General features: G+C 36.2%; 22 protein-coding genes. 16 read left to right on the forward strand and 6 right to left on the reverse strand.

Annotation, left to right across the window (positions count from 1 at the left end):
- Positions 1-310 precede the first annotated feature (310 nt).
- The 8 genes from xseA to KUI_RS03840 all read left to right on the forward strand — a co-directional run bounded on the left by xseA (position 311) and on the right by KUI_RS03840 (position 8172).
- The gene (xseA, locus tag KUI_RS03805; RefSeq protein ID WP_014840344.1) at positions 311-1627 is read left to right on the forward strand and encodes an exodeoxyribonuclease VII large subunit; all 1317 of its coding nucleotides are present in this window, start codon (positions 311-313) and stop codon (positions 1625-1627) included.
- A gap of 53 nt (positions 1628-1680) precedes the next feature.
- Positions 1681-2265, forward strand: coding sequence for a superoxide dismutase (locus tag KUI_RS03810; protein ID WP_044953957.1), 585 nt, complete (start codon positions 1681-1683; stop codon positions 2263-2265).
- A 272-nt stretch (positions 2266-2537) separates the two neighbouring features.
- Positions 2538-3644 carry a high-affinity branched-chain amino acid ABC transporter substrate-binding protein gene (locus tag KUI_RS03815; protein ID WP_014840346.1) on the forward strand — a complete coding sequence of 369 codons (1107 nt, stop codon included), beginning with the start codon at positions 2538-2540 and terminating at the stop codon, positions 3642-3644.
- 97 nt (positions 3645-3741) lie between these two features.
- A complete protein-coding gene (proC, locus tag KUI_RS03820) occupies positions 3742-4548 on the forward strand; it encodes a pyrroline-5-carboxylate reductase (protein WP_014840347.1) in 807 nt (268 codons plus the stop codon).
- A complete protein-coding gene (gene livH / locus KUI_RS03825; RefSeq protein WP_013522527.1) occupies positions 4549-5475 on the forward strand; it encodes a high-affinity branched-chain amino acid ABC transporter permease LivH in 927 nt (308 codons plus the stop codon).
- Positions 5472-6704, forward strand: a complete 1233-nt coding sequence (gene livM / locus KUI_RS03830; RefSeq protein ID WP_014840348.1) for a high-affinity branched-chain amino acid ABC transporter permease LivM — start codon at positions 5472-5474, stop codon at positions 6702-6704. The genes livH and livM overlap by 4 nt, the downstream gene beginning before the upstream one ends.
- Complete coding sequence (gene livG, locus KUI_RS03835; RefSeq protein WP_013522529.1) at positions 6701-7468, forward strand: high-affinity branched-chain amino acid ABC transporter ATP-binding protein LivG; 768 nt, start codon at positions 6701-6703, stop codon at positions 7466-7468. The genes livM and livG overlap by 4 nt, the downstream gene beginning before the upstream one ends.
- A gap of 2 nt (positions 7469-7470) precedes the next feature.
- Positions 7471-8172 carry an ABC transporter ATP-binding protein gene (locus KUI_RS03840; protein WP_013522530.1) on the forward strand — a complete coding sequence of 234 codons (702 nt, stop codon included), beginning with the start codon at positions 7471-7473 and terminating at the stop codon, positions 8170-8172.
- Here the strand turns inward: KUI_RS03840 and KUI_RS03845 are convergent.
- The 5 genes from KUI_RS03845 to KUI_RS03865 are packed head-to-tail and all read right to left on the reverse strand — an operon-like array spanning position 8169 to position 14027.
- Complete coding sequence (locus KUI_RS03845) at positions 8169-8789, reverse strand: SCO family protein (RefSeq protein ID WP_225972116.1); 621 nt, start codon at positions 8787-8789, stop codon at positions 8169-8171. The two genes, KUI_RS03840 and KUI_RS03845, sit on opposite strands and share 4 nt — an antisense overlap.
- 5 nt (positions 8790-8794) lie before the next feature.
- A complete protein-coding gene (locus tag KUI_RS03850; protein WP_014840349.1) occupies positions 8795-10861 on the reverse strand; it encodes a M3 family metallopeptidase in 2067 nt (688 codons plus the stop codon).
- Positions 10861-11736 (reverse strand): bifunctional methylenetetrahydrofolate dehydrogenase/methenyltetrahydrofolate cyclohydrolase FolD, encoded by an 876-nt coding sequence (gene folD / locus KUI_RS03855; protein ID WP_013522533.1) that lies wholly within the window; start codon positions 11734-11736, stop codon positions 10861-10863. The genes KUI_RS03850 and folD overlap by 1 nt, the downstream gene beginning before the upstream one ends.
- 2 nt (positions 11737-11738) lie before the next feature.
- Positions 11739-12359 (reverse strand): response regulator transcription factor, encoded by a 621-nt coding sequence (locus KUI_RS03860; protein ID WP_013522534.1) that lies wholly within the window; start codon positions 12357-12359, stop codon positions 11739-11741.
- A gap of 3 nt (positions 12360-12362) precedes the next feature.
- Positions 12363-14027, reverse strand: coding sequence for a PAS domain-containing sensor histidine kinase (locus KUI_RS03865; RefSeq protein WP_014840350.1), 1665 nt, complete (start codon positions 14025-14027; stop codon positions 12363-12365).
- 232 nt (positions 14028-14259) lie between these two features.
- On the opposite strand from KUI_RS03865, the gene aceE reads away from it, so the two are divergent.
- From aceE to purF, 8 genes are read left to right on the forward strand one after another with little or no spacing between them, the layout of a single operon-like run.
- Positions 14260-16944, forward strand: a complete 2685-nt coding sequence (gene aceE, locus KUI_RS03870; RefSeq protein ID WP_013522536.1) for a pyruvate dehydrogenase (acetyl-transferring), homodimeric type — start codon at positions 14260-14262, stop codon at positions 16942-16944.
- A gap of 11 nt (positions 16945-16955) precedes the next feature.
- The gene (locus KUI_RS03875; RefSeq protein ID WP_013522537.1) at positions 16956-18401 is read left to right on the forward strand and encodes a dihydrolipoyllysine-residue acetyltransferase; all 1446 of its coding nucleotides are present in this window, start codon (positions 16956-16958) and stop codon (positions 18399-18401) included.
- Positions 18402-18410: 9 nt separating this feature from the next.
- Complete coding sequence (gene lpdA, locus KUI_RS03880) at positions 18411-20198, forward strand: dihydrolipoyl dehydrogenase (protein WP_014840351.1); 1788 nt, start codon at positions 18411-18413, stop codon at positions 20196-20198.
- 47 nt (positions 20199-20245) lie between these two features.
- Positions 20246-20809: a cytochrome b gene (locus KUI_RS03885; protein ID WP_013522539.1), complete on the forward strand. Its 564-nt coding sequence runs from the start codon at positions 20246-20248 to the stop codon at positions 20807-20809.
- Between the two features lie 34 nt (positions 20810-20843).
- On the forward strand, positions 20844-22124 hold the full coding sequence (gene folC, locus KUI_RS03890) for a bifunctional tetrahydrofolate synthase/dihydrofolate synthase (protein ID WP_013522540.1): 1281 nt from the start codon (positions 20844-20846) through the stop codon (positions 22122-22124).
- 5 nt (positions 22125-22129) lie between these two features.
- Positions 22130-22939 carry an SPOR domain-containing protein gene (locus tag KUI_RS03895; RefSeq protein ID WP_014840352.1) on the forward strand — a complete coding sequence of 270 codons (810 nt, stop codon included), beginning with the start codon at positions 22130-22132 and terminating at the stop codon, positions 22937-22939.
- Positions 22939-23448 carry a CvpA family protein gene (locus KUI_RS03900; protein WP_013522542.1) on the forward strand — a complete coding sequence of 170 codons (510 nt, stop codon included), beginning with the start codon at positions 22939-22941 and terminating at the stop codon, positions 23446-23448. The genes KUI_RS03895 and KUI_RS03900 overlap by 1 nt, the downstream gene beginning before the upstream one ends.
- A gap of 6 nt (positions 23449-23454) precedes the next feature.
- Positions 23455-24912, forward strand: a complete 1458-nt coding sequence (purF, locus tag KUI_RS03905) for an amidophosphoribosyltransferase (protein ID WP_013522543.1) — start codon at positions 23455-23457, stop codon at positions 24910-24912.
- 80 nt (positions 24913-24992) lie between these two features.
- Here purF and KUI_RS03910 read toward each other — a convergent pair whose 3' ends face one another.
- Entirely contained in the window at positions 24993-26087 is a 1095-nt protein-coding gene (locus tag KUI_RS03910; protein ID WP_013522544.1) for an ornithine cyclodeaminase, read from the reverse strand.
- Positions 26088-26106 lie beyond the last annotated feature (19 nt).

Below are 26106 nucleotides of genomic sequence, written 5' to 3' on the forward strand. Positions count from 1 at the left end.
GTATTTTATATGAATGTTGGACCATACCATTTTATAAAACATGTCATTTGTAACGATTTGTAGTTATCCAAAATTTTGGGGGATAAACCTGTGGATAACTTTGCTCGAGTATGTGTTTTTGGGTTTCTTACTGGTTATGTCTAAATTTTGTGCAATTTCCTTGTAATATAAATACTTCTTTAAAATCAATGGGTTGGAATGATTTTTAAAACAAGTTTTTCATATTTTGCATATAACGTATAGATTTTTCCTTAGGACCTACTGATTTTTTTGATTTTGGATAAATATTTTTTAATTTAGAGATTTTTTTATGAATTCTGACTTGTTTTCCTCTGTTTATGAGGGTTTTGAAACAATTTCTAATACAGAGCCATTGCCAAAGGTATATAGTGTTTCTGAATTATTGATGGACCTCAAATCTACACTTAAGAATTTTTTTACAGACATTAAAGTAGTTGGTGAGATTTCAGGATTCAAAATTTCTTCTGTTGGTCATGCTTACTTTAATTTAAAAGATGAAAACGGAGAAGTAGTTAAATGTTCAAGATTTAATTACACTAGAATACCGCAAAAAACTAATTTAAGGGATGGGCTACTTGTTGAAATTACAGGTAGTCTAAGTGTTTACACTAAAAACGGCGATGTTCAACTAATCATTTCAAAAATAGAGGAACAGGGAAAGGGTACGCTACATGAACAGCTTGAGGCTTTAAAAAGAAAATTAAGCGAAGAGGGCATTTTCAACAAGAAAAATGATTTAAATCCACCTAAATTTGTTAAATCAGTTGGAATAGTGTCTTCTCTTGGTGCCGCTGCTTTGAAGGATGTATTGACTACATTAAATAGAAGAACTCCATTTATAGATGTGGTTATATATCCTAGTTTAGTTCAAGGTGAGCAAGCTCCAGGACAAATGATTACAGCCCTTGAGAAGGCGGATTCTATGGAGCATGATGCGATACTTTTAGTTAGAGGTGGTGGAAGTATTGAAGACCTATGGGCATTTAATGACGAGAGTTTAGCTAGAAAAATTTCTGAATTAAAAACTTATATTATTTGTGGTGTTGGTCATGAGATTGATTTTTCTCTTGCAGATTTAGCATCAAACCATAGAGCACCCACTCCTACGGCGGCTGCTGAGATATTGAGTAAATCAAAGGATGAGCTTAATAAAGATCTTGTAAGTAAATCAGATTTGTTAATTAAACTTATCGAAAATTATATAAACAATTTAGGTCAAACTTTAGACTACAAAATGGAGATGCTAATATCACCTCAAAACCATATAAAAATTCAACTTTCACAGGTTGATGGGTATAAAACAAGTTTAAATTTTGCATTAGATAAGAAACTAACTAAGGCTCAAAATTATCTAAATAATATACATTCAGAACTGAGAAGTTTATTTAAATTTAGGTTTATGGAATTTAGAAGTATTGCCAAAAATTTAATCACATCATTAAAGGCTTATAACCCAAAAGGAGTTTTAGAAAGGGGCTTTGCTCTTGTTTACGATAGTAAAGGGAAGTTAGTTAAAACTGCACGTGATGTTGGTGACGGTGAATTACTTAAAATTGAATTTGCTGATTCTGCTATTAGAGCCCAAGTACCAGTAAGTCAAGATTAATATATTTAAGTTTTTAAACTAAAATGGAATTAGTATTTAGAAAGGAGATAATTATGGAACATAAATTACCAGATCTACCATATGCTAAAGATGCCTTAGAGCCTCACATATCAGCTGAGACAATCGAGTACCATTATGGTAAACATCATAAAACATACGTTGACAACCTTAATAAGGAAATAAAAGGTACTGAATACGAAGACATGGAGCTTGAAGATATTATTAAAAAAGCTGAAGGCGGTCTATTTAATAATGCAGCTCAGGTTTGGAATCACACATTCTATTGGGAGGGCTTCTCACCTGAAGCCCAAAAAGAACCTGAAGGTGATTTTGCTAAAGCTTTAAAAGATAAGTATGAATCCTTGGACGCATTCAAAGAGGAGTTTACTAAGAAAGCTACAGGTAATTTTGGATCTGGTTGGACTTGGCTTGTTAAAAAAAGTGATGGATCACTTGATATTGTTAATACTAGCAATGCAGAAAATCCTTTATCTAAAAACTGTGGTACTCCGCTTTTAACCTGTGATGTATGGGAGCATGCGTACTATATTGATTACCGAAACTCTCGCCCCAATTATCTAAAAGGTTTTTGGGAAATAGTTGATTGGAAGGTGGTTTCTGCACGATTCAGCAAATAATCTTAAATTTTGTTACATATGTCCTGGCTATTGTATTTCTCTAGTCGGGGCATTTTGTTTGTTTAAATACAACACTTGAAAACTATTAAAAACGGCGAAAATTTACATATTTTTAATTTAAAAAAAAGAAATTTTCTAGGAGATTTTCTGAAACAGTAACGTATAGTTACAATCAACTCTTACAATTAAGTATAATCCCCATGCACTAATTTCTTTTGTATATACGTATATTGGATTATCCTAAACCTAATAATTAAAAATCGGAGTTTTCTATGAAACGTTCTCTTATAGCTCTAGCATTGGGTATGCAGGTGTTTTCTGCTACCGCTTTTGCAGACTCAATCAAATTTGGATTGGTTACACCTACTACCGGCCCTAATACACAGTATGGCGATATGGTTAAAGAAGGTGCTATTTCTGCTGCGGAAATTATTAATTCAAAAGGCGGTATATTAGGTGGAAAACAAATTGAATTCGTAGTTGTTGATGATGGTTGTGAGCCTAAGCAAGGTCCTATCGCCGCAAATTCAATTGTTAATCAAAACATTAAATTCGTTGTTGGACCTACTTGCTCTGGTCCCATTAATGGTGCAGCTCCAATCCTTGATGAAGAGGGTGTAGTAGCTATTACTCCTTCAGGTACTTCCCCATCAATCACTGAGGGTAAAGACTACCACTTCTTCTTCAGGGCCATTGGACGTGACGACCAGCAAGGTCCTCCAGCTGCTAAATTTATTCAATCTAAGGCACCTAAAAAAATCGCTTTGGTTAATGATAAACAAGCCTACGGTAAGGGTTTAACTACTTCGGTTAAAGCTGAATTAGAAAAACTAGGTGTTCCAGTTGCTTTTGATGAATCAATTAATGCAGGAGACACAGATTATTCTGCATTGATTACTAAATTTAAATCAGCAGGTGTGGATTTTGTCTATTTTGGTGGATACTATCCTGAATTGGGTCTTTTATTAAGACAATCTAGAGAGCAAGGTTTCAATGCTCAATATATGGGACCTGAGGGTTCAGGAAATCCTGAGCTTGTTGCAATAGCAGGTGATGCGGTTGATGGTCTTTATATGACATTCCCACCAAATTACTCAACTCTTCCAGGAAACGAAGAAGTTGTTAAATACTTCAAAGACAAAAAACGTGATGCTGGCGGTGCATTCCAATTGTTGTCTTATGCAGCTACACAAGCATTAGTGGCAGGTATTGAAGCAACTAAAAGTGATGACCCAGAAAAAGTTGCAGATTGGTTGCACGCAAATTCAGTTAAAACTGTAGTTGGTGACCTTTCTTGGAAGGATTCAGGAGATCTTAAGTCTTTTGACTTCGAAATAGTTCAATGGAAAAAAGACGGATCTAGAACATCAGTTAAGTAGTATTTGAGTTTGACTCCCATAAAAATTTGTATTTTTTCAAAATGGAAACATTTTGTTAAGAATGCCGTTAAAATGGGAGTCTTTTATTGGTTGAAAAATGAGTGATATTGCGTTTTTAGGTGGCGGAAACATGGCTTCTGCCATTGCACATGGCATTACAAATTCACTACGAGATCTTAGCCTTTCTGTATACGATAAAAACACGGAAAAATTAAATTACTGGACCTCAAAAGGGGTTTTAGGTTTTTTAATGCCTAATGAAGAATTATCTGAATCGAGACTTTGGATTTTGGCGGTAAAACCTCAGAATATGAAGGAATTGTGTGAGTCAATTACTCCTTTTATTCAACCAGATACCTTAATACTTAGTGTTGCAGCAGGTATTACAACAAGTTCTATTTCAAAGTGGCTTTGCGACCATACTAGTATTATAAGATGTATGCCAAACACACCATCTACGATTGGAATAGGTGCAACTGCGGTATATGCTAGGGAGTCTGTATCAAAGCGAGACTTGGACTTTGTTTTATCTTTATTAAGTACTATAGGTACAACTGAAGTTTTAAATGATGAAGGGCTACTAGATGCTGTGACTGGGCTTTCTGGAAGTGGTCCGGCTTACGTTTACTATTTCTTAGAATCATTGATAGAAGGAGGAATTGGGCTAGGACTTACTAAGGAGACAGCTAAATCACTAGCAATTCAAACTGTTATTGGTGCGACACAGCTTGCTCAGACTTCTGAAGATAGCATAGCTCGTCTTAGAGAAAATGTAACTTCTAAAGGTGGAACTACTAAAGCAGCACTAGATATATTAGAAAAAAATAATTATAAAAACATTGTTATTGAAGCTATGAAAGCCGCCAAAGATAGAGCAGCTGAACTTTCAAAAGAATTTAAGTAGATGTCTGATTTTTTACCTCAATTTATTCAACAGCTCTTTAACGGTTTGTCGTTAGGGGCTATTTACGCACTTATTGCCATTGGTTATACCATGGTGTATGGCATTATAGGCATGATTAATTTTGCTCATGGTGAAATTTACATGATAGGTGCATATGTAGGATTGATTACCCTCGCAGTATTGGGAGTTGATGGATCCATCCCCGTGCCTGTTTTGATTGGTTGTATGCTTTTAGTTTCGGTTATAGTGACGGGTGTATACGGATATGCTGTTGAGAGAGTTGCATACCGACCATTACGCAATAGTCCTAGATTAATATCCCTTATCTCTGCCATTGCTATGTCTATTTTTTTGCAAAATTGGGTAGCATTAGGTCAGGGAGCAAAAGATGTTGCCGTACCCAATATTTTGCCAGGCTCTTTTGTATTCACGTTTTCAAATGACTTTACTATTGTTATTTCATACTCACGAATTTTAATTATTGCAGTGGTTTTTGTTTTAATGGTTGCATTGACATTATTCATAAAAAAATCACGTATGGGTAGGGCTTCTAGGGCATGTTCGCAAGATATACAAATGGCAAATATGCTTGGAATAGATACTAATAAAGTTATATCGGTCATTTTTATTTTAGGTGCAGTGCTGGCGGCTGTAGGTGGAGTTCTTATTGCCATAACAATAGGGAAGCTGAATCCGTTCATCGGATTTATTGCTGGCATCAAAGCCTTTACAGCTGCTGTGCTTGGCGGTATAGGAAGTGTTCCTGGTGCGATTTTGGGTGGGCTTATTATTGGCGTGACTGAAACTATGGCTGCTGCTTACATTGCATCTGAGTATAAAGATATTGTGGCTTTTGGTTTGTTAGTTTTGATTTTATTATTTAAACCGAGTGGTTTATTAGGCAAGCCGGAGGTAGAGAAAGTATGATGCAAGCATTAGGTAATGCCGTATTTTCCGCTGTACTTACGGCTTTTTTAGCTGTCCCTATTTTAGGTTTACAGCTTACTCGAGTAAATGGAACTATATCAGTTAATCCTGATTTCAAAACTGCCTTGTGGGGTTGTTTAGCAGTTTTTCTCGCTCAGTTATTTGTAGTACCTTTATTTAAAAAGACAAATATTAAAAAAGGTGTAGTCAAACCGATTAAATTAAATTTAAAACCCTTGCAGATGAATATCCTGCTTTTGCTAATTGTGGTTACTTTATTTGTTTGGCCATTCTTCGGAAATAGGGTATCGGTAGATATTGCCACATTAGTACTTATTTATGTGATGCTGGGATTAGGGCTTAATATTGTCGTCGGATTTGCAGGTTTATTAGATTTAGGTTTCGTGGGCTTTTATGCTGTAGGTGCCTATACTTATGCACTTCTTTTTTATTATTTTGACTGGTCTTTTTGGCAGGCTTTGCCGTTGGCAGGAGTGTTTGCTGCGGGGTTTGGATTTTTATTGGGCTTTCCAGTTTTAAGGTTAAGAGGAGATTATCTAGCGATTGTTACTCTTGGATTTGGAGAAATAATTCGTTTACTACTAATTAATCTTGTAAGCATTACGCGTGGACCTGACGGTATTTCTAGCATTCCTAAACCTAGCGTTTTTGGATATCCTATGCTTCGTAGAGCTCCTGAGGGACAACAAACATTTCACCAACTTATGGGGTGGAAGTTCGATTCAATGGATCCCGTAATTTATTTGTATCTTTTGGCTTTGGTTTTAGCTATTTTGACTCTTCTTCTATCTAATCGATTGCTTAGGATGCCTGTTGGTAGGGCTTGGGAGGCCTTACGTGAAGATGAAATTGCATGTAAATCATTAGGATTGAATCCTACGAAAATTAAATTGTCAGCATTTACATTGGGTGCCATGTGTGCTGGTTTTGCAGGTGCTTTCTTTGCGGCTAGACAGGGACTTGTAAATCCAGAGGCATTTACATTTATGGAATCGGCTATGATTCTAGCTATTGTTGTGCTCGGAGGAATGGGCTCACAGATTGGTGTTATTTTTGCGGCCATTATATTGACTGTGTTGCCAGAGCTTGCTCGTCAATTTGCTGAATATCGTATGCTGATTTTCGGACTGGTTATGGTTTTGATGATGATTTGGAGACCTCAAGGCTTATTTCCAGTAAAAAGACCGCATGTGGAGGTTTCTCCATGAAAAGTCAAATAGTCTTATCTGTAAAAGACCTAGTTATGCGTTTCGGAGGGCTTTTAGCTGTTGATCGTGTAAGTTTTGATGTTTATAAAAATGAGGTTTTTTCTATAATTGGGCCTAATGGGGCGGGCAAAACCACTGTATTTAATTGTGTAAGCGGGTTTTATACACCTACAGAGGGCGTTGTTCAATTATTTGGTGAAGATATAACAGGTAAATCTAGTCATCAAGTAGCTAATTACGGATTAGTTAGAACATTTCAAAACGTGAGACTATTTAAAAACCTTACGGTGTTAGAGAATTTGCTTGTTGCTCAGCATAATAAGCTTACTGCTAGCTTTCTGTCTGGAATACTAAGGCTGCCATCATTTAAGAGAAGTGAAAAAATTGCATTAGATAATGCTATGAAATGGCTAGATTTCATGGGGCTTAGAGCTTATGCAAACAGAGAGGCAGGTAATTTAGCATACGGGCATCAAAGAAGATTAGAAATAGCTAGATGTATGATCACTCAACCTAAATTGCTACTTCTAGATGAACCTGCTGCTGGCTTAAATCCCCAAGAGAAAAAAGAACTTGCTTCTATGATTAATAAATTACGTGAGGATTTTGATTTGTCTGTATTGCTTATCGAACATGATATGAGTTTGATTATGGATATATCTGATCGCATTATGGTTATGGAGATGGGTAAGCCATTAATTACAGGTCTTCCAGATGAAGTCAGAAACGATCCCGAAGTAATTAAGGCATATCTAGGAGAGTAAAAATGCTAGTATTGAAAAATATTTTTACTCATTACGGTGCGATTGAAGCTTTGCATGGTGTATCTTTACATATTAAAGAAGGGGAGATTGTCACACTAATTGGAGCTAATGGTGCAGGCAAAACAACCATACTCAAAACAGTTTGTGGTGATCCCCATGCTTCTTCAGGTGAAGTTCTTTTTCAAAAAGAAAATATAACAAATTTAAAAACTCACGAAATCATGAGAAAGGGTATTGCCATCTCACCTGAAGGTAGGCGAGTGTTCTCCGCACTTACTGTAATTGAGAATCTTCAAATGGGAGCTTTTTTCAAGGATTCTCGGGAAGTTGAAGAGGGAATAAATTATGTATTTAATCTATTCCCTAGATTAAAAGAAAGAGCTCAACAAAGGGCTGGTACTATGTCAGGAGGTGAGCAACAAATGCTCGCCATAGGGCGTGCACTTATGAGCAAGCCTAAGTTATTGTTGCTTGATGAACCTACTCTTGGGCTTGCACCCCTAATTATCGCTCAGATATTTGAGATAATTCAAACTATCCGTGATGGCGGAGTTACTGTGTTCCTTGTTGAGCAAAACGCAAATAAAGCCCTTCAGGTCGCCGATCGTGGCTACGTATTGGAGACCGGAAAGGTAGTACTTGAGGATTCTGGTAAAAACCTTCTAACTAACGATGAAGTTAGGAAGGCGTATTTAGGTCACTAATTTTTATCTATTAACTTTACGACCGAATCGCGTAGCTTTTCGGTCTCAATCGCATTAGTAGCTAAAAACCTAGCCTCTCCATGCTGATCGAATATATAGATACCTCGTGCATGCATAACTTCATAATACGCATGCGGATCATTATTTTTTGGCTTTTCTATTTGGTATGCAACTCTGTAGCGCTTAGCTATTTTTGAAATGGTATTTTCATCGGAGGTAAGCCCCAAAATTTTATCGCTAAATACGCTTACATAGTTTTTTAGAAGTTCAGGCGTATCTCTATAGGGGTCAACTGATATAAAAATAACCCTGGTACGGTTAGCCTGATCTGGAGTAAGAGATTTCAAAAGAATATTAAGTTCTGCTAACGTTGTAGGACAAATATCAGGACACGAAGCATAGCCGAATGTAATTAATGTCACGTAGCCTTCAAAATCTTTTTCAGAGTAGGTTTTATCTGCCGAATTTAACTGAAATTTAAGGTCAGGTAAATTGCCTTTGATTGGATATATTTTCGTGTCAGTTTGTGCTAACTGTGCAGTATTAACACCAGCAGTTGCAGGCGTTAATAAACCTAAAATATAAATAATAAAAATTTTGTATAGTATATTTTTCATATTTATCATATCAGTCCTTGATGGCGAAGCATGGCATCAGGTTTTGGATTACGTCCTCTAAAATCACGGAAAAATTCCTCTGCTGGTTTTGAACCTCCAACTTCTAGAATTTTCTTTCTATATTGAGCCCCGACTTCAGGGTTAACTGTTGAACCGTTTGGTAAACGATTCTCTTCAAATAGGCTATAAACATCAGAGGAGAGAACCTCTGCCCATTTATAACTGTAATATCCAGCAGAATAACCACCCGCAAAAATATGAGAAAAATTGTGTGGAAAACGAGCCCATTCGGGAGGCATAATTACAGCTACTTTTGTCCTGACTTCATTTAGTATTCGAAGTACATCTGCTATTTTAAGTTCCTTCATTCCCATATGAAGTTGCATATCGAATAAGGCAAATTCTAGTTGTCTTACGTTAAAGAAACCGCTTTGAAAGTTTTTTGCCCGAATTAGTTTTTCAAATAGTTCATCTGGCAATTTTTCCTTAGTTTCAAAATGAGAACTCAATTGATTAACTACATCACGTTCCCATACAAAATTTTCCATCATTTGCGATGGCAATTCTATAGCATCCCATTCGACGGAATGAAAGGCAGAAGCATCAACTTCATCAACCTTTGTTAATAAGGCATGCAATGCATGACCAGTTTCATGAAACAATGTGACCACATCATCATGCGTTAAAAGAGATGGCTTTCCATCCACTGGTGGCATGAAATTGCAAGTTAAATAAACTATTGGAGTAGTTCTTAAAGATTCTGTTACCATGCGGTCACGTTCAAGATTAACCCAAGCACCGCTTTGTTTCCCGTTTCGGGCATATAAATCTACATAAAGATGTCCGAGAACCTCTTCATTATCACCATCAGTAATTTCAAAGCTAACAACATCATCATGCCATTTATGCAGTTCCTTAGGGATAAGTTGCACATTAAACAATTTTGAGATTATGCTTTTCCAACCTTCAAATACAGAGTTAACTGGAAGATATTTTTTTATCTCAGAATCCGAATAAGAATATTTAGATTGTCTTAACTTTTCTGAATAATATGGATAATCCCAAGGATTTAATTCATCTTTATTAAATTCAGTTTTTACAAACTCCTTAAGCTCTTTTAAGTCCTTTTCTGCAAATGGTTTAGATTTTTCGGATAAATCGTTAAGAAAATTCATAACAGTATCTGAATTTTTTGCCATACGGGTTTGAAGTTGATAATCTGCAAAATCCTTGTAATCTAAAATTTTTGCAAGTTCATTTTTGTAGTGCAAAATCTCTTCTATAACAGCAGAATTGTCAAATTCCGAGATGCCATTTTCAGAAGCGATTGTGTTATAGCCTCTATATAACCTTTCTCGAAGTGCTTCTGAATCTGCATATTTCATTACTGGCAGGTAAACAGGGATTTGCAAAACTAATTTCCATTCATCTGGTCTGTTTTCAGCTTTAGCTAATTCTTTGCTTAAACTAATTACATCTTCAGGTAGCCCTTTCAGTTCATTTAAATCTGATACGAAGTAAGACCATTTATCAACAGAATCAAGACAATTTTCAGAAAACTTTTGTGATAGTTGAGCAAGTTTTTCCGAAATCTCTATAAATTTTTGCTTTTTCTCGCCCTCAAGCTCAACGCCACTTTGCTTAAATGAATGCAGAGCAAGTTTTAAAATTCTTTTTTGTACATCGCTATATGAAGAGTATTCAGGATTTGCAGATTCATCCGCAAGAGCCTTGTAGTGTTTATATAAGTTGCGGTTTAGACCTAGCATTGTTGTATGTAATGATATAAGTGGCAATGTTTTTGTATATGCCTCTCTTAACTCAGGACTATTTATCACAGCATTTAAATGCCCTACAACTTGCCACGCCCTAAATAAAACCGCAGATTTTTGGTTAAGTGCGTGTATAAAAGTATTCCATGTAAGAGGTGCTTCTTTTGAAACTAATTCATCTATAAACTTTTGATTCTCTTCAATAAGGTAAGTTATAGCAGGTTCTACATGTTGAGGTTCTATAGACTTATAGTCAATAAACTCATTGATATCAACAAGTAACGGATTGTATGTAAGCATTATATTACCCCTTTTCGAATAGGCTCTAAACCAGCCTTTCTTTCAGCAGCTTCAACAGTATTAACTAACAGCATAACTATAGTCATGGGACCTACACCACCAGGCACAGGGGTTATGTAAGATGCTTTATCTCTTACAGACTCAAAATCAACGTCCCCACATAGCTTGCCATCATCTGTTCTATGAATGCCAACATCTATAACAACAGCTCCATCCTTAACCATATCACCTTTAATCAAAAGTGGTTTACCAGCAGCTGCTACAAGAATATCTGCTCTTTTTGTTTGTGCGGCTAAATCACGTGTTTTGGAATTGCAAATAGTCACAGTAGCTCCTGCCATCTGTAATAGCAAAGCCATCGGTTTACCCACGATATTACTTGCCCCTACTACTACAGCCTCTGATGAGCGGATTGGAATATTCTTAGATTCCAACATACGCATAACTCCGTAAGGTGTGCATGGAATAAATCTAGGATTTCCTGTCATCAAAGCACCCGCATTTTCAATATGAAATCCATCTACATCCTTTGATGGATCTATAGAAGAAATAGCAATTTGACTATTTAAATGGGGTGGCAATGGTAACTGAATCAGAATTCCATGAACTGTTTCATCATTATTTAGCTTTTGGATTTGCTCAATTAGTTGCTCCTGAGAGGTGTCCTCAGGCATATTAATAACTTCACTAACCAAGCCAAGTTTTATAAATGTTTGATGTTTATTTTTTACGTAAACGGCGGATGCAGGATCATCACCAACTAAAACTACGGTAAGAGAGGGGATAATTCCTTTTAATTTTAGATTTTCTATTCTAGGTAAAAGTTCTTCTTTAATCTGAGCGGCAAGTGCTTTGCCATCAATAATTTCTGTCATATTTATTTTGGTATGTTAGAGGATTTAAGTGCAACTTTAATTAAATCAGCGACATTAGATACTTCCAATTTTTCCATAATGTTAGCTCTATGTGCTTCTACAGTTTTAATACTAATGCTTAGATCATCAGCAATTTGTTTATTAAGTCTACCAGCTACGATACGCTCTAATACTTGCTGTTCACGACTTGTAAGTTTTCCAAGTAATGCATCGTTAGCTTTTTGACTTTTTGTTTTTTCTGCTCTGTCTTGAGCAACGTTTATAAGACGTGAGATAACTTCCTGAATGTGAGTGAGATTAAATGGCTTCTCAATAAAATCTACAGCTCCACGTTGCATGGTTGATACAGCCATAGGAACCGTCCCATGCCCAGTGATAAATACAATAGGAATATCAATTTTTCTGTTGTTCATTTCTTCTTGGAGTTGAAGCCCAGACATGCCAGGCATGCGCACATCAGTTATTAAAATACTTACGGAATCAGGTTTATATGAATCTAAAAACAATTCACCACTTGGAAAAGTTTCTACGATATATCCATTAGTCTCAAGCAAAAATCTTAGTGAATCTCTAACTGCATTATCGTCATCCACAATGTAAATAGTAGTTTGTGAGCTGGACATAAATTACTCCTCTGATTGTAAAAATGAATTTGCGTATGGCAATGTAAACTGAAATATAGTCCCACCTTTAGGATTTTGCATGGCAATAAGTTTGCTGTGGTGTGCCTCAACAATAGTTCGACATATATTAAGCCCCATACCTAAGCCTTTTTCTTTTGTACTAAAAAAAGGTTCAAAAACTCTACTTGGATTTTTTAAACCACTTCCATGGTCAATAACTTGAATTTGAATATCTTTTTCAAATTTTTTTACTACAACTTGTATTAATTTTTCTTTGCAATTTTGCATGGCTTCAATGCCATTTTTAATTAAATTTAATATTACTTGCTGTACCAAAATAGGGTCTGCTAAAACTTTTGGTATATCTTTATCAATATTTACTTCTAATATAGCCCCATTTTTCTTAGCTTCAATCTCAGCTAGATCGCACACAGATTCTATTATATTTGCAATGTCAGAAGTCTGATGTCTAGCCTCATGTCGTTTAACAAAGGACCTAATATGACTAATTATCCTACCAGCTCGCTCAGCTTGAAGGGCTGATTTTTCAAGTGCTTCAATTATCTTAGGATGAGTGTGTTCATCCTCCTTCAAAATAGTAAGTATTGCAGAATTGTAATTAACAATTGCTGTTAGAGGCTGATTCAGTTCATGTGCCAACATAGAAGCCATCTCACCCATAGTTGTGAGGCGGCTTGTTAATTCAATTTTTTCTTGTTGCATACGGTAAGCTTCTTCATTTTTAAGCTTTTGTGTAACATCCCGTGCAACTTGAAGAGTAACTCTACGACCATCAGTCCATGTTAAGTTACGAGAGTTGACTTCAAACCATGAGTTTAATGAAGGAGATTTGTAAAGATTAGTTTGCTCAAAATTTATATTTTTCGGATCAGACAATTCTTGATGCCCATGAGAATTATTACCAAAAAATGAACGATACTTTTGATTTGCGAATAATAATTCAAGCCCCTTTGACCCTTTAAAGCAAACTGAAATTGCATCGTCCATACTCTCCAATACAGTCATAAAGCGCTCATGTGCAGCAGAGAGAGCTAAGCGTGATCGCTTGGACTCAGTAATATCAGTCATGGAGGTCATCCAGCCAATTTGTTCACCATCAGGGCTTCTTAGAGGTGATACATAAAGACATGTAGTGAACTGTGAACCATCACGTCTTTGAACATCAATTTCAATACCAGAACTTGGAGTTCTACCGCTTAAAACTATATCCATGGAGCGGATATGCTCTTTGTGATTGCCTGGTATCCAGTAAGCATAAGGTGGAGAAGTTCCAACTAAAGAACTTTCGTCCCAACCAATCAAACGACAGAATGCAGGATTAACATATAGAATTTGACCTTTTAAATCAATTACACGCATTCCAGTGGACATTGAATTTTCCATGGCTCTTCGAAATAATATTTCATTTTCTAGTTTTTGTTCTGTCCTATAACGCTTACGGGCATCTCTCCACATCATTGTGAAGATTACTAAAATAAATATTGCAAGCAAAAGGATAATGAAAAATAAAACGTTATGACGAGTTTTAGATGCTTCTTGGAAGGAATATGGTGATAAATGTTTTGAAAATTCCAAATACCCTAGTGCCGATAGAATAATAAAAATCAAAAGAATAACTATCGCAAAAAGCACCACCCATGGCAACATTCTAGAATGCTTTTTAGGTGTGAAGGACTGACTTAATAATTGAGTGTTATCGTACATTTCAAACTTTAATTTTTATCCTACAGATTTTACTCAATTCTTTGTTCGAATGTGACGTATTACTTCATTATTCAGGGTGTGGACATATGTGTAATATTTATCGGAAAGTAAAATAGTAAAATCCGTTAAAATTATTCAAATTTTTTAATCTCAATCTAAAGGAGATGTGTTTTATATGACAAACAATCAAAACGATATAGATAAAACAGAAACAAAAGAATGGCTAGAAGCCCTTGAATCAGTATTAGATCGCGATGGTCCTGAGAGAGCACATTTCCTAATTGAACAACTTACTGATTTAGCTAGACGTTCGGGTTCGAATATTCCATTTAACCCCCAAACGGCATATCTAAACACTATCCCTCCAGGTCTTCAACCTACATATCCAGGTAATTTGGAATTAGAAGCTAGGATTAGGGCTTATGTAAGATGGAATTCTATGGCCATGGTTATTAGAGCAAACAGACAGGATCCAGGAGATGGGGGTACGTTAGGTGGACACCTCGCATCCTTTGCCTCTTTAGCTACTATGATTAGTTGTGGTCAGAATCACTTTTGGCATGCTGAAACTGAAGATCACGGAGGTGATTTGGTTTATTTCCAAGGACATTCTTCACCTGGTATTTATTCCCGTGCTTTTCTTGAAGGTCGCATTACCGAAGAACAATTGGAAAATTTCCGCCAAGAAGTAGATGGTAATGGACTTCCCTCATATCCTCATCCAAAATTACTTCCTGAATTTTGGCAGTTTCCAACTGTTTCTATGGGTCTTGGACCTATGATGGCTATTTATCAAGCTCGTTTCCTTAAATACCTCCAAGCGAGGGGTATTGCTGATACATCAAAACGTAAAGTTTGGTGCTTCTGCGGTGATGGTGAAATGGATGAGCCAGAATCTATGGGTGCTATTGGTTTAGCTTCTAGAGAGAATTTAGATAATTTAATTTTTGTAGTTAACTGCAATCTACAAAGGTTAGATGGTCCAGTTCGGGGTAATGGCAAAATAATTCAAGAACTTGAAGGTGAATTCCGTGGTTCAGGTTGGAATGTTATCAAGTTAATTTGGGGTAGCTATTGGGATCCATTAATAGCTCGCGATAAGGATGGTGCTCTACTAAAAATTATGGAAGAGACTGTTGATGGGGAGTATCAAGCTTATAAAGCTAACGATGGTGCATATGTAAGAGAGCATTTCTTTGGTAAGGATCCAAAAACTCTTGAGATGGTTAGCCGCATGAGCGATGAGGCTATTTGGAGGCTAAATAGAGGCGGCCATGACCCTAATAAAGTATATGCAGCTTTTGATGCTGCTATGAAGACTGTTGGGCAACCTACAGTTATATTAGCTAAAACAATTAAAGGATATGGTCTTGGCCATGTAGCTCAAGGCAAAAATCCAGCTCATCAACAGAAAAAACTTGGTGCTGAGGATGTGCGTGGGTTTAGAGATAGATTTAACATACCAATCCCAGATGATAAAGTCGATGATGTACCTTATTTCAAACCATCTGAAGATTCGCCTGAAATGAAATATCTACGAGAGCATAGAGAAGCTTTGGGTGGTTACTATCCTAAACGTAGAATTAATTCAGATGAAAAATTCAAAGCGCCGACTTTGGAAACTTTTAAAGCTATTTGTGAGCCAACTACTGAAGGAAGAAATATTTCTACAACCCAGGCTTTTGTTCGTTTCTTAAATCAATTATTAAGAGATAAGCAATTAGGGGAAAGGGTAGTACCTATTCTTTCTGATGAATCTCGTACATTTGGTATGGAAGGCTTGTTTAGGCAAATTGGTATTTACGCGAATGAAGGTCAAAAATACATTCCTGTCGATAAAGCACAGGTTATGTATTACCGTGAGGAAAAAAACGGTCAACTTTTACAAGAGGGGATTAATGAAGCTGGGGCTCTATGCTCCTGGATTTCAGCGGCCACATCATATTCTACTAATAACAGAATTATGATTCCGTTTTTCATATTCTACTCAATGTTTGGTTTCCAAAGGGTTGGTGACTTAATTTATGCTGCAGGAGACATGCAAGCAAGAGGTTTCTTACTTGGTGGAACTGCAGGTAGAACTACTCTTAATGGCGAAGGTTTACAACATGAGGATGGTCATAGCCATTTGGTTGCTTCAACTGTTCCAAATTGTGTATCCTACGATCCAACTTATGCACATGAAGTTGCAGTAATAATGCAAAGAGGCCTTAAACGCATGGTTGAAGATCAAGAAAACGTGTTTTATTACATAACTTTGATGAATGAAAACTATGCACATCCTGGGCTAAATGAAGATGATATTGAAGGTATTTTAAAAGGCATGTATCTTCTTAAAAAATCAGATAAATCTTCAAAATTAAAAGTTCAGCTTTTGGGTTCTGGAACAATTTTAAGAGAAGTAGAGGCTGCTAAGGATTTGCTGGAACAGGACTGGGGTGTTTCTGCTGATGTATGGTCTTGCCCTAGCTTTACAGAGTTAAGAAGAGATGGTTTAGATGTTAATCGCTATAATTTACTAAATCCTACTAGCAAAGCTAAAAAGCCTTATGTAACTCAATTATTAGAAAATACTCAGGGTCCAATTATTGCCTCATCAGACTACATGAAGACTTTTGCTGACCAAATTCGTGAGTTTATTCCATCTAACAGATCATATCGTGTTTTAGGAACTGATGGTTTTGGACGTTCCGATTTTAGACACAAGTTAAGGCATTTCTTCGAAGTCGATCGCTATTTTGTAACTTTATCTGCTCTAAAAGCCCTTGCAGACGAAGGTTTAATAGATAACAAAAAAGTTGCTGAGGCTATCAAAAAATACAAAATTGATATTAACAAAGTTAACCCTCAACGCTCTTGATAGGATTAAGTATGAGTCAATTAATTGAAGTAAAAGTTCCTGATATAGGCGATTTTGATGATGTATCTGTTATTGAAGTGCTTGTTAAAGAGGGGGATAAAATTTCTGTAGACCAAAGTATTATTACTGTTGAGTCCGATAAAGCCTCTATGGAGATTCCAAGTAGTGCTTCTGGAATCATTAAAAAACTATCAGTTAAATTGGGAGACAAAGTTAAAGAAGGAGTGGTGCTGTTAACTGTTGAATCAACTGATGGCGACTCTAAGGGTCAATCTTCTGAAATTTCACAAATTGATGATTCTAAAGCGGCTGATAATTCTGTTAATGAGAAAAATGTTTCCAAAGAGCAGGGAGCTGGAGGGGATTCAGGAATTTATGATATTAAAGCATCTCAATTAACACAAGAAAAACAAAATACAGTTGAAGATAATGCGTCTTCTATGACATTTGTTGCTCAATCTTCTGATGCTGGAGATAAGGTTGGCAAAAGTAAAGAATCACCTACTGCTGCTTATGCTTTAACTGCAAACGAAATACGTAATCTTCCACATGCATCTCCATCTGTAAGGCAATTTGCTCGTTCCTTAGGTGTAGATTTAAATCAAGTAAAAGGCACAGGTCGTAAAAATAGAATTGTGCTTGATGATGTTAGGTCTTTCGTAAAATCCGCACTATCAGCACCTGGCGGAGTTACAACTGGATCTTCTACTTTAGGCGGTTCAGGATTATCAGTTCTTGATTGGCCTAAAGTTGATTTTTCTAAATTTGGTGAGATCGACAGTAAACCGCTTTCTCGTATTAAGAAAATTTCGGGAGCAAACCTTCATAGAAATTGGGTAATGATTCCACACGTAACCAATAACGATGAAGCTGATATTACTGATTTAGAAGCTTTCAGAGTTCAACTTAATAAAGAACATGAGAAAGCTGGTATTAAATTTACAATGCTTGCTTTTATCTTTAAGGCTGTTGTTCAAGCTTTGAAAAAATACCCAGAGTTTAATTCATCTATTGATGGTGAAAATATTGTGTATAAAAAATATTTTCATCTTGGGTTTGCTGCAGATACACCTAATGGATTAGTAGTGCCTGTAATAAGAGATGCTGATAAAAAATCCATTTCGGATATAGCCAAAGAAACCTCAGAACTTGCTAAATTAGCACGTGATGGAAAATTGAGCCCATCTCAAATGCAAGGTGGATGCTTCACAATATCATCTTTAGGAGGTATTGGGGGTACTCATTTCACACCTATTATTAATGCACCTGAAGTGGCTATATTGGGCGTTAGTCGCTCATACCAGAAACCAGTTTGGAATGGCAAAGAATTCCAGCCTCGTCTTACATTGCCACTATCCTTGTCATATGATCACAGGATTATTGATGGTGCAGCTGCAGCTAGGTTTAATGTATGTCTATGTCAAATTTTGTCTGATTTCAGAAGGGCTATGATTTAAGGAATTACTATGTCACAAATTATTAAAATCCCTGACATCGGTGATTTCAAAGATGTCACTGTAATTGAGGTTCTAGTCAAATCTGGCGATAGAATTGAAGAAAACCAAAGCTTGCTTACTGTTGAATCAGATAAGGCTTCGATGGAAATCCCGTCTAATAAGTCTGGTGTTGTGAAATCTGTACTTATTAAACTAGGTGATAAAGTTAATCAAGGTGATGATATTCTTGAAATAGAGTCAGACTCGGCATCTTCAGCTATTTCTGATAATATTTCTAAAAAACCTGAAGAGACCACTGCCCAGTCACAAACCAAAGAAAATGTTTCTGAATCAATAATGGCAGATGAAACAAGGTCTAAAGGAGACAGCATAGGAAAAAGTTCTTCGTTTGACTATGACTTAATTGTATTAGGTGCTGGACCAGGTGGATATTCAGCAGCATTTAGGGCTGCAGATTTAGGTCTTAAGACAGCTATTATTGAAAGAAATCCTACGCTTGGTGGTGTATGTTTAAATGTAGGGTGCATACCTTCAAAAGCGTTACTTCATAATGTTGGGGTCCTTGAAGAAGCCAAACACTTAGCTTCAAATGGTATAACTTTCTCTAAGCCTAAAATTGATATAGAAAAGCTAAGGGATTACAAAAACTCAGTAGTGAAAAAATTAACAACTGGTTTGGCTAGTATGGCTAAAGCACGTAAGGTTGAAATTTTAAAAGGTACTGGAAAATTTAAAGACAGTCACACTTTCACTGTTTTAGATGAAAGTGGTTTGTCTAAAGACTATTCATTTAAAAATTGTATTATTGCTGCGGGTAGTGAGTCCATAAACCTACCTTTCCTTCCTAAGGATGAACGTATTGTTGATTCTACAGGTGCTTTAGAATTGCCTTTTATCCCAAAAAGAATGCTAATAATTGGTGCAGGGATTATTGGTCTAGAAATGGGTACAGTTTATTCTTCTTTAGGTGCCAAAGTTGATGTAGTTGAAATGGGTGATGTGGTCATGAGAGGTGCCGACAAAGATATAGTAAAAGTATGGGAAAAATTCAATGTTGGTAGATTTGAAAATATTTTCCTAAATACTAAAACTGTATCTGCTGAAGCCAAAAAGGACGGAATCCATGTAAGTTTTGAAGGAGATAAAGCCCCAACAAAACCACAAGTTTACGATTTGGTTTTGCAAGCGGTAGGACGTTCGCCTAACGGCAAATTAATAGCAGTGGAGAATGCGGGTATTAGGGTCGATGAAAAAGGCTTTATCCCAGTATCTGATCATATGCGAACAAACGTTGATCATATATTTGCTATTGGTGATATAGTAGGGCAACCAATGCTTGCTCATAAAGCCGTTCATGAGGGTCATGTAGCCGCTGAAGTTATTTCTGGTCAAAAAGTCGCTTTTGAAGCTAGGGTTATACCAAGTGTGGCTTATACAAATCCTGAGGTTGCTTGGGTAGGCATTACAGAATCAAAGGCTAAAGAAGAGGGTATAGATATAGAAGTTGGACTGTTCCCTTGGGTGGCATCTGGTCGTGCAATTGCCAATGGTCGAGATGAGGGATTAACCAAGTTAATATTTGATGCTCAGACACATAAAATATTAGGTGCAAGTATTGTTGGAACTAATGCAGGAGACTTAATTTGTGAGCCTGCCTTAGCTATTGAAATGGGTGCTGATGTGGTTGACATTGCCAAAACAATACATCCACATCCAACTTTGGGTGAATCCATAGGAATGGCAGCTGAAGTTGCACATGGAAGTTGTACAGATTTACCCCCTAAACGCAAAAAATAGTAATATGCCCTAGCCGCGTTTCTAGGGCTTTTTTTTAAAGGATTGATATGAATAGAGTTCACATTTCAGCTTTCTCTCGGACTATGCATTGGCTAATTGCTATCTTGTTTCTTTTTGTTTTCTGTATTCCGTTGTTTCTAAATGATCTGGGTGTGCCTTTTCCGTATCACAAAATTTTAGGCTCTTTAGTACTATTATTATCTTTAGTCCGTGTAACTAATAGGTTCATAGAAGGCTGGCCAAAGGATGTTTCAACCAATCCTGTTCCAATTTTAATTATTCTTTCTAAAATAGTTCACTGGATACTGTTGCTCTCTACACTGATATTTCCATTATCTGGTTTACTTATGGGATATTACGGTGGAAGAGGGTTAGATTTAGTGGGCTTTCACATTATTGCTCCTGAACCTATGGGTTCTAACGGAAAACCAATACCAATTGATGGTGAACTGGCTGGTACTTTTCATTCAATTCATACTTCGATGTTATTAATTTTTGGTATATCCTTTATTCTTCATGTTATTGGTGCTTACTATCATCACTATATTCAAAAAGATTCCACTCTTACTAGAATGTTACGTAGCATCAAAGACTCTGAAATACATAATTAAATCCAATTCCCTCTATTTATTGAGGGACTAATCTATGAAATTTAAAAATTTAAATGAATGGCTCTCATACATTGAGGGCCTTCATAGTAAATCTATTGATTTAGGTCTAGACAGAATTAAAAATGTTTACGAAAGGCTGTGCTTAAATCTATCTAATACCAAGGTAATTACTGTTGCTGGTACAAATGGCAAAGGTTCAACTTGCTCTTACCTAGAATCTATTTATTATCAAGCTGGTTATAAAGTTGGCAAATACACCTCTCCACATCTATTAAATTTTAATGAGAGGATACGTATAAATAATAAAGAGGTTACAGATAAAGAGATAGTTGAGGCCTTCGAATTTATAGAGGAAATAAGGGGTTCTATAAGTCTTAGTTATTTTGAATACACAACATTAGCAGCGTTTTATATTTTTAATAAAAACTGTTTGGATGTTTGGGTTTTGGAAGTTGGACTAGGGGGCAGATTAGATGCTGTTAATTTAGTCGATTCTGATGCGAGCATAATTACAAGCATTGACATAGATCACACTGAATTTCTCGGAGATACACGCGAAAAAATTGGATTTGAAAAAGCTGGAGTATTTAGAGCAAATAAGCCTGCAATAATTGCTGATCCATTGCCACCACAAAGCATCATTAATTATGCAAATAAAATAGGGGCTGATTTATGGCTTTTTTCGAGAGACTTTAATTACTCGGCTGATAAACAGCAATGGTCGTTTGCCTCTAGAATAGGAAAGAAACATGCACTTTCGCATCCATCATTAAGGGGGGCAAATCAACTGCTTAATGCATCAGCTGCATTAGCTTGTATAGATGCTTTAAAAACATTTTTGCCTGTTCCAATTCAAAGCATTAAGATTGGTTTGGTTGATGTGCATTTATCTGGAAGATTTGAAATACTACCAGGGCAACCAACTGTCGTATTGGATGTCGCACATAATCCTCATTCTGCAGCGACACTTGCACACAATCTTAAAAGTATGTCTTTTTTTCCATATACATATGCGGTTTTTGGAGTTTTAAAGGATAAGGATTTAGAGGGTATAGTATTGCCACTTAAAGGTATAGTAGACTATTGGTATGTATGTGATTTACCTGGACCTAGGGGAAGTAAATCTAGTGAAGTAGTTGAAAAATTAAAAGAATTATTGCCACCAGATTCAGAAGGATTACCTAAATTTAATATGTGTTTATCACCTACAGAAGCATATAAAGAAGTAAAATCTAAGGCAAAAAAAGAAGATAGAATTATAGTGTTCGGATCGTTTTTGACAGTTGCGGCTATCAAAGAATCATTACTTAAGTGAGAGTTATGGGTATATTTAAAGCATCGGGAAACCAAAGAAATCCAATTCAAAAATCGAAAATCGCTCAGCAGCAGTCTAATGATTTAAAACATCGGGCTAGAAGTAAGCTGATTGGTGCTTTAGTGTTAGCTATTGTAGCCATCATACTTTTACCACTTATATTTGATAATGATAAGCCCATAAAAGGCACTAATAACACTGCACCGCTTGAAGCTCCTATTAAAACAAATCCTAAAGATCCAGTTCAGGTGGTTATTTCACCTACAACTCCCAGTGATGAGCCTAGCACAGATGTTAAACCTATAGTTAAAAACCAAAATAATAATGGTCAATCTATTGCACAAGGTACTATTAGTAACGAGCCTGTTGAAGAAGAGTCTGCAATAGAGCCATCTAAGCCTGCTGAGGAACCTAAACCCGTAGTTACTAATAAAGAACCTAAACAGGATAAAAAAAATAATTCACGTACAGATGATGGTTCTAAAGCTAGAGCTATACTACAGGGCAAACAACCTACTAAGGATATTGCTAAAAATGAAACTAAAGAGACATCAAACAGCAATGCTTCAAATCCAACTAGTGGAAAATTTTCTGTTCAAGTGGCTTCTTTAAATAATATGTCTGAAGCCAGAAAATTAAGGGATAAACTAACTCAATCTGGGGTTAGTAATACGTTTATTCAAACTGCTACTGTAAATGGTAAGCAGGCATTTCGATTAAGAGTTGGACCTTTTGGTACTAAAGAATCTGCTCAAGCGGCGTTAGCTAGACTAAGAGCCTTAGGTTATTCTGACGGTTTTATTTCTAACAAATAATGACTGAATTTGATTACATAGCTATTGCTTTAGTAGTTCTATCTGCTATTTTTGGATACTTTCGCGGTTTTGTAAGAGAAGTTTTTTCCTTATTAACTTATCTTATAGCTGCTTACGGCACATTGACTTTCGCCCCAACGTTGCTCCCGTATGCATACGATATTTTCAATAATTATTATGCTTCTTATGTTGCGACATATGTGTTTTTATTTATTATTTTATTAATAATTATTGGCTTTATAAATCGGTTTATTAGCTCTATGATTTCATACACAGGTTTAGGTGGAGCTGATAGTTTTGTTGGTTTATTGTTTGGAGTTATTCGAGGGATAGCAATAGTAATTCTACTAGTTATTGTTGCAGGATATACTGATCTACCTAAGGAACCTTGGTGGGTTAATTCCAAATTTTCATCTAAAGCGGTAAATGCTGTAATTGAACTTAAGAAAATGCTTCCAGAAAAATATGCGAAATCACTTCCATATGGTGATTCTTTAACAGCGAGTTAGATTTATATGTGCGGAATTGTGGCTATACATGGACTAAGTCCAGTTAATCAAAGGGTTTATGATGCTTTACTACTGCTTCAACACAGAGGGCAGGATGCAGCGGGCATTGCCACCCTAGATAATAAAAGATTTAATGTTCACAAAGAGCAAGGGTATGTGCGAGATATTTTTCACACCAAAAATATGCTCTCTTTAAATGGTCTCTCTGGTATAGGTCAAGTTAGATATCCTACGTCAGGTTCTAGCACAAGCCTCGAGGAAGCTCAACCTCTTTACGTTAATGCACCTTTTGGTATTACGTTTGCTCATAACGGTAATTTAACTAATCCAGATTCCTTGCGTGAAGAGCTTTTTAGAGTCGATCGCAGACACATAAATACGAATTCTGATTCCGAGGTGCTTTTGAATGTGTTTGCACATGAATTGCAAAATGCCATTCCGAGTGCTTCATCAAATAGTGATATGGTTTTTAAAGCAGTCAGCGCTCTTCATAACAGAGTTCGTGGAGCTTATGCCGTCGTTGCTGAAATTTCTGGTATAGGTATGCTTGCATTCAGGGATCCTAACGGTATAAGACCACTATGTATGGGTAAATATGAGGGCGAGAAAGGAACTGAGTGGATGTTTGCATCCGAATCTGTAGCCTTAGAGGGTATTGGTTTTACATTTGTCAGAGATGTAGAGCCTGGGGAGGCGGTTTTTATAGATGAAAATCATAATGTTATAAGTCAAATATGTTCGGACCAAGCGAAGTTTACGCCTTGCATATTTGAATATATATATTTTGCAAGACCTGACTCAACAATTAATGGGATAAATGTATATAACGCTCGTTTAAATATGGGCGAGTATTTAGCGAATAAAGTTAAATCTGAAATTGATATAAGTAAAATTGATGTAGTTATGCCTATACCTGATACATCAAGACCTGTTGCAATGCAACTCGCATCCAAATTGGGTTTGGTATATAGAGAAGGATTTATTAAGAACAGATATGTTGGAAGAACCTTTATTATGCCTGGTCAGGCTGTAAGGAGAAAGTCTGTTCGTCAAAAACTCAACCCTATGGGTGTAGAGTTTAAGGGTAAAAATGTTCTTTTGGTTGACGATTCAATCGTTCGAGGTACAACTAGCCGAGAAATTGTTGAACTTGCTAGGGGAGCAGGAGCAAATAAAGTATTTTTCGCCTCCGCAGCCCCACCCGTTAGATATCCTAATGTTTATGGTATTGATATGCCTACTCAAGCTGAGCTTATTGCTCATAACAGAACTATTGAAGAAATTAGAGACGATATTGGGGCAGATGCATTAGTCTATCAAGATCTTGAAGATGTTAAGTCAGCCTTAACCGATATAAACCCAAATATTGAACACTTTGATGCCTCTTGTTTTGATGGTGTTTATATAACAGGTGATATTGATGATGAGTATCTAAGGAAACTTAGTGAAAGTAGATCTAGCTAAAGGCTAGTAGAGGATAAAAAAACCGTCCCATAAATTAACTTAATCTTTGGGACGGTCTAGGAGCAAAAACCAATAAAAATTTAAGCTTTAAGAAATCCAAATAAATCTTTTGGATCTTCTAAATCTGGGACTACAGCAAGTGGCTTAGCGATACCCAATTTCATAGCAACATCTTTCATATATCTAATTGCAGAGTAGTCTTCGATAGCGAACCCTACAGAATCAAAAAGAGTAATTTCGTCATCAGACTTTCGTGCATACTCATCGTTTTTGAAAAGTTCTGCTACGTAATTAACTTTATAATCCTCACCTTTGTTTTGTATCTCGCCCTCTACACGAGTTTGAGGTTCAAATTCAACATATGTAGTTGTGCGATCTAAAATTGCAGGATCCAATTCTGTTTTACCAGGACTGTCACCTCCAACAGCATTTATGTGCATACCTGGCTCTATCATATCGTTAGTCAATATATGAGCTTTTGAGTATTCAGCAGTAACAGTAGTTACGATATCAGCCCCTTTAACGCATTCAGCAACACTATCAAAAATTTCAACTTTAAGTCCATATTTTTCTAAGTTACGTGCTAATTTCTCACTTGCAGCTCTATCAATGTCAAATACAGCAACTTCTGAAATACCTAAAATATAGTGGAAAGCTAATATTTGGAAATCGCTTTGGCAACCGTTTCCTATAATTGCAAGTCTCTTACTATTTTTTCTTGCTAAATATTTTGCAACTAACACTGACATAGTTGCAGTTCTAAATGCAGTTGTAAGTGTGAATTCACTAATAACTTCTGGCTGACCAGTCTCAGCATTTACTAAAGCACCAAATGCTAATACGGTAGATAACCCCTTAGCTGGATTTGTAGGATGGCAATTTACATATTTAAAACTATACTGCTCATTATTCGCTATAGGCATAAGTTCTAAAACTCCATTTTTAGAATAATTTCCTACGCGAGCTATTTTGTCAAATTCTTCCCATTTGAGGTAGTCTTCGTGCATATATTTCAACATACCTTCAAAAGTCTCTTTTAAACCCTGAGCTTTAATTATCTGAGCAATATCTTGCGGACTAATGTGATAGCTAGGCAAGCTACCTTCTATAGCAGATTTTTCAACTTGAGGGTTCATAAGAACTTTTGCAGTTTCTGTAATTGTTTGATTAGACATAAAACACCAATAGAAAATA

The organism is Taylorella equigenitalis ATCC 35865 (assembly GCF_000276685.1).
Lineage (GTDB): Bacteria > Pseudomonadota > Gammaproteobacteria > Burkholderiales > Burkholderiaceae_B > Taylorella > Taylorella equigenitalis.

What these genes read in the sequence shown, in the direction of transcription:
- livH (WP_013522527.1), top strand. Translation starts at nt 4,549, where the DNA reads ATGTCTGATTTTTTACCTCAATTTATTCAACAGCTCTTTAACGGTTTG.
- KUI_RS03910 (WP_013522544.1), bottom strand. Translation starts at nt 26,087, where the DNA reads ATGTCTAATCAAACAATTACAGAAACTGCAAAAGTTCTTATGAACCCT.
- KUI_RS03840 (WP_013522530.1), top strand. Translation starts at nt 7,471, where the DNA reads ATGCTAGTATTGAAAAATATTTTTACTCATTACGGTGCGATTGAAGCT.
- livM (WP_014840348.1), top strand. Translation starts at nt 5,472, where the DNA reads ATGATGCAAGCATTAGGTAATGCCGTATTTTCCGCTGTACTTACGGCT.
- KUI_RS03810 (WP_044953957.1), top strand. Translation starts at nt 1,681, where the DNA reads ATGGAACATAAATTACCAGATCTACCATATGCTAAAGATGCCTTAGAG.
- folD (WP_013522533.1), bottom strand. Translation starts at nt 11,736, where the DNA reads ATGACAGAAATTATTGATGGCAAAGCACTTGCCGCTCAGATTAAAGAA.
- aceE (WP_013522536.1), top strand. Translation starts at nt 14,260, where the DNA reads ATGACAAACAATCAAAACGATATAGATAAAACAGAAACAAAAGAATGG.
- KUI_RS03885 (WP_013522539.1), top strand. Translation starts at nt 20,246, where the DNA reads ATGAATAGAGTTCACATTTCAGCTTTCTCTCGGACTATGCATTGGCTA.
- KUI_RS03875 (WP_013522537.1), top strand. Translation starts at nt 16,956, where the DNA reads ATGAGTCAATTAATTGAAGTAAAAGTTCCTGATATAGGCGATTTTGAT.
- KUI_RS03845 (WP_225972116.1), bottom strand. Translation starts at nt 8,789, where the DNA reads ATGAAAAATATACTATACAAAATTTTTATTATTTATATTTTAGGTTTA.
- xseA (WP_014840344.1), top strand. Translation starts at nt 311, where the DNA reads ATGAATTCTGACTTGTTTTCCTCTGTTTATGAGGGTTTTGAAACAATT.
- KUI_RS03815 (WP_014840346.1), top strand. Translation starts at nt 2,538, where the DNA reads ATGAAACGTTCTCTTATAGCTCTAGCATTGGGTATGCAGGTGTTTTCT.
- KUI_RS03900 (WP_013522542.1), top strand. Translation starts at nt 22,939, where the DNA reads ATGACTGAATTTGATTACATAGCTATTGCTTTAGTAGTTCTATCTGCT.
- KUI_RS03895 (WP_014840352.1), top strand. Translation starts at nt 22,130, where the DNA reads ATGGGTATATTTAAAGCATCGGGAAACCAAAGAAATCCAATTCAAAAA.
- proC (WP_014840347.1), top strand. Translation starts at nt 3,742, where the DNA reads ATGAGTGATATTGCGTTTTTAGGTGGCGGAAACATGGCTTCTGCCATT.
- KUI_RS03865 (WP_014840350.1), bottom strand. Translation starts at nt 14,027, where the DNA reads ATGTTGCCATGGGTGGTGCTTTTTGCGATAGTTATTCTTTTGATTTTT.
- livG (WP_013522529.1), top strand. Translation starts at nt 6,701, where the DNA reads ATGAAAAGTCAAATAGTCTTATCTGTAAAAGACCTAGTTATGCGTTTC.
- lpdA (WP_014840351.1), top strand. Translation starts at nt 18,411, where the DNA reads ATGTCACAAATTATTAAAATCCCTGACATCGGTGATTTCAAAGATGTC.
- KUI_RS03860 (WP_013522534.1), bottom strand. Translation starts at nt 12,359, where the DNA reads ATGTCCAGCTCACAAACTACTATTTACATTGTGGATGACGATAATGCA.
- KUI_RS03850 (WP_014840349.1), bottom strand. Translation starts at nt 10,861, where the DNA reads ATGCTTACATACAATCCGTTACTTGTTGATATCAATGAGTTTATTGAC.
- folC (WP_013522540.1), top strand. Translation starts at nt 20,844, where the DNA reads ATGAAATTTAAAAATTTAAATGAATGGCTCTCATACATTGAGGGCCTT.
- purF (WP_013522543.1), top strand. Translation starts at nt 23,455, where the DNA reads ATGTGCGGAATTGTGGCTATACATGGACTAAGTCCAGTTAATCAAAGG.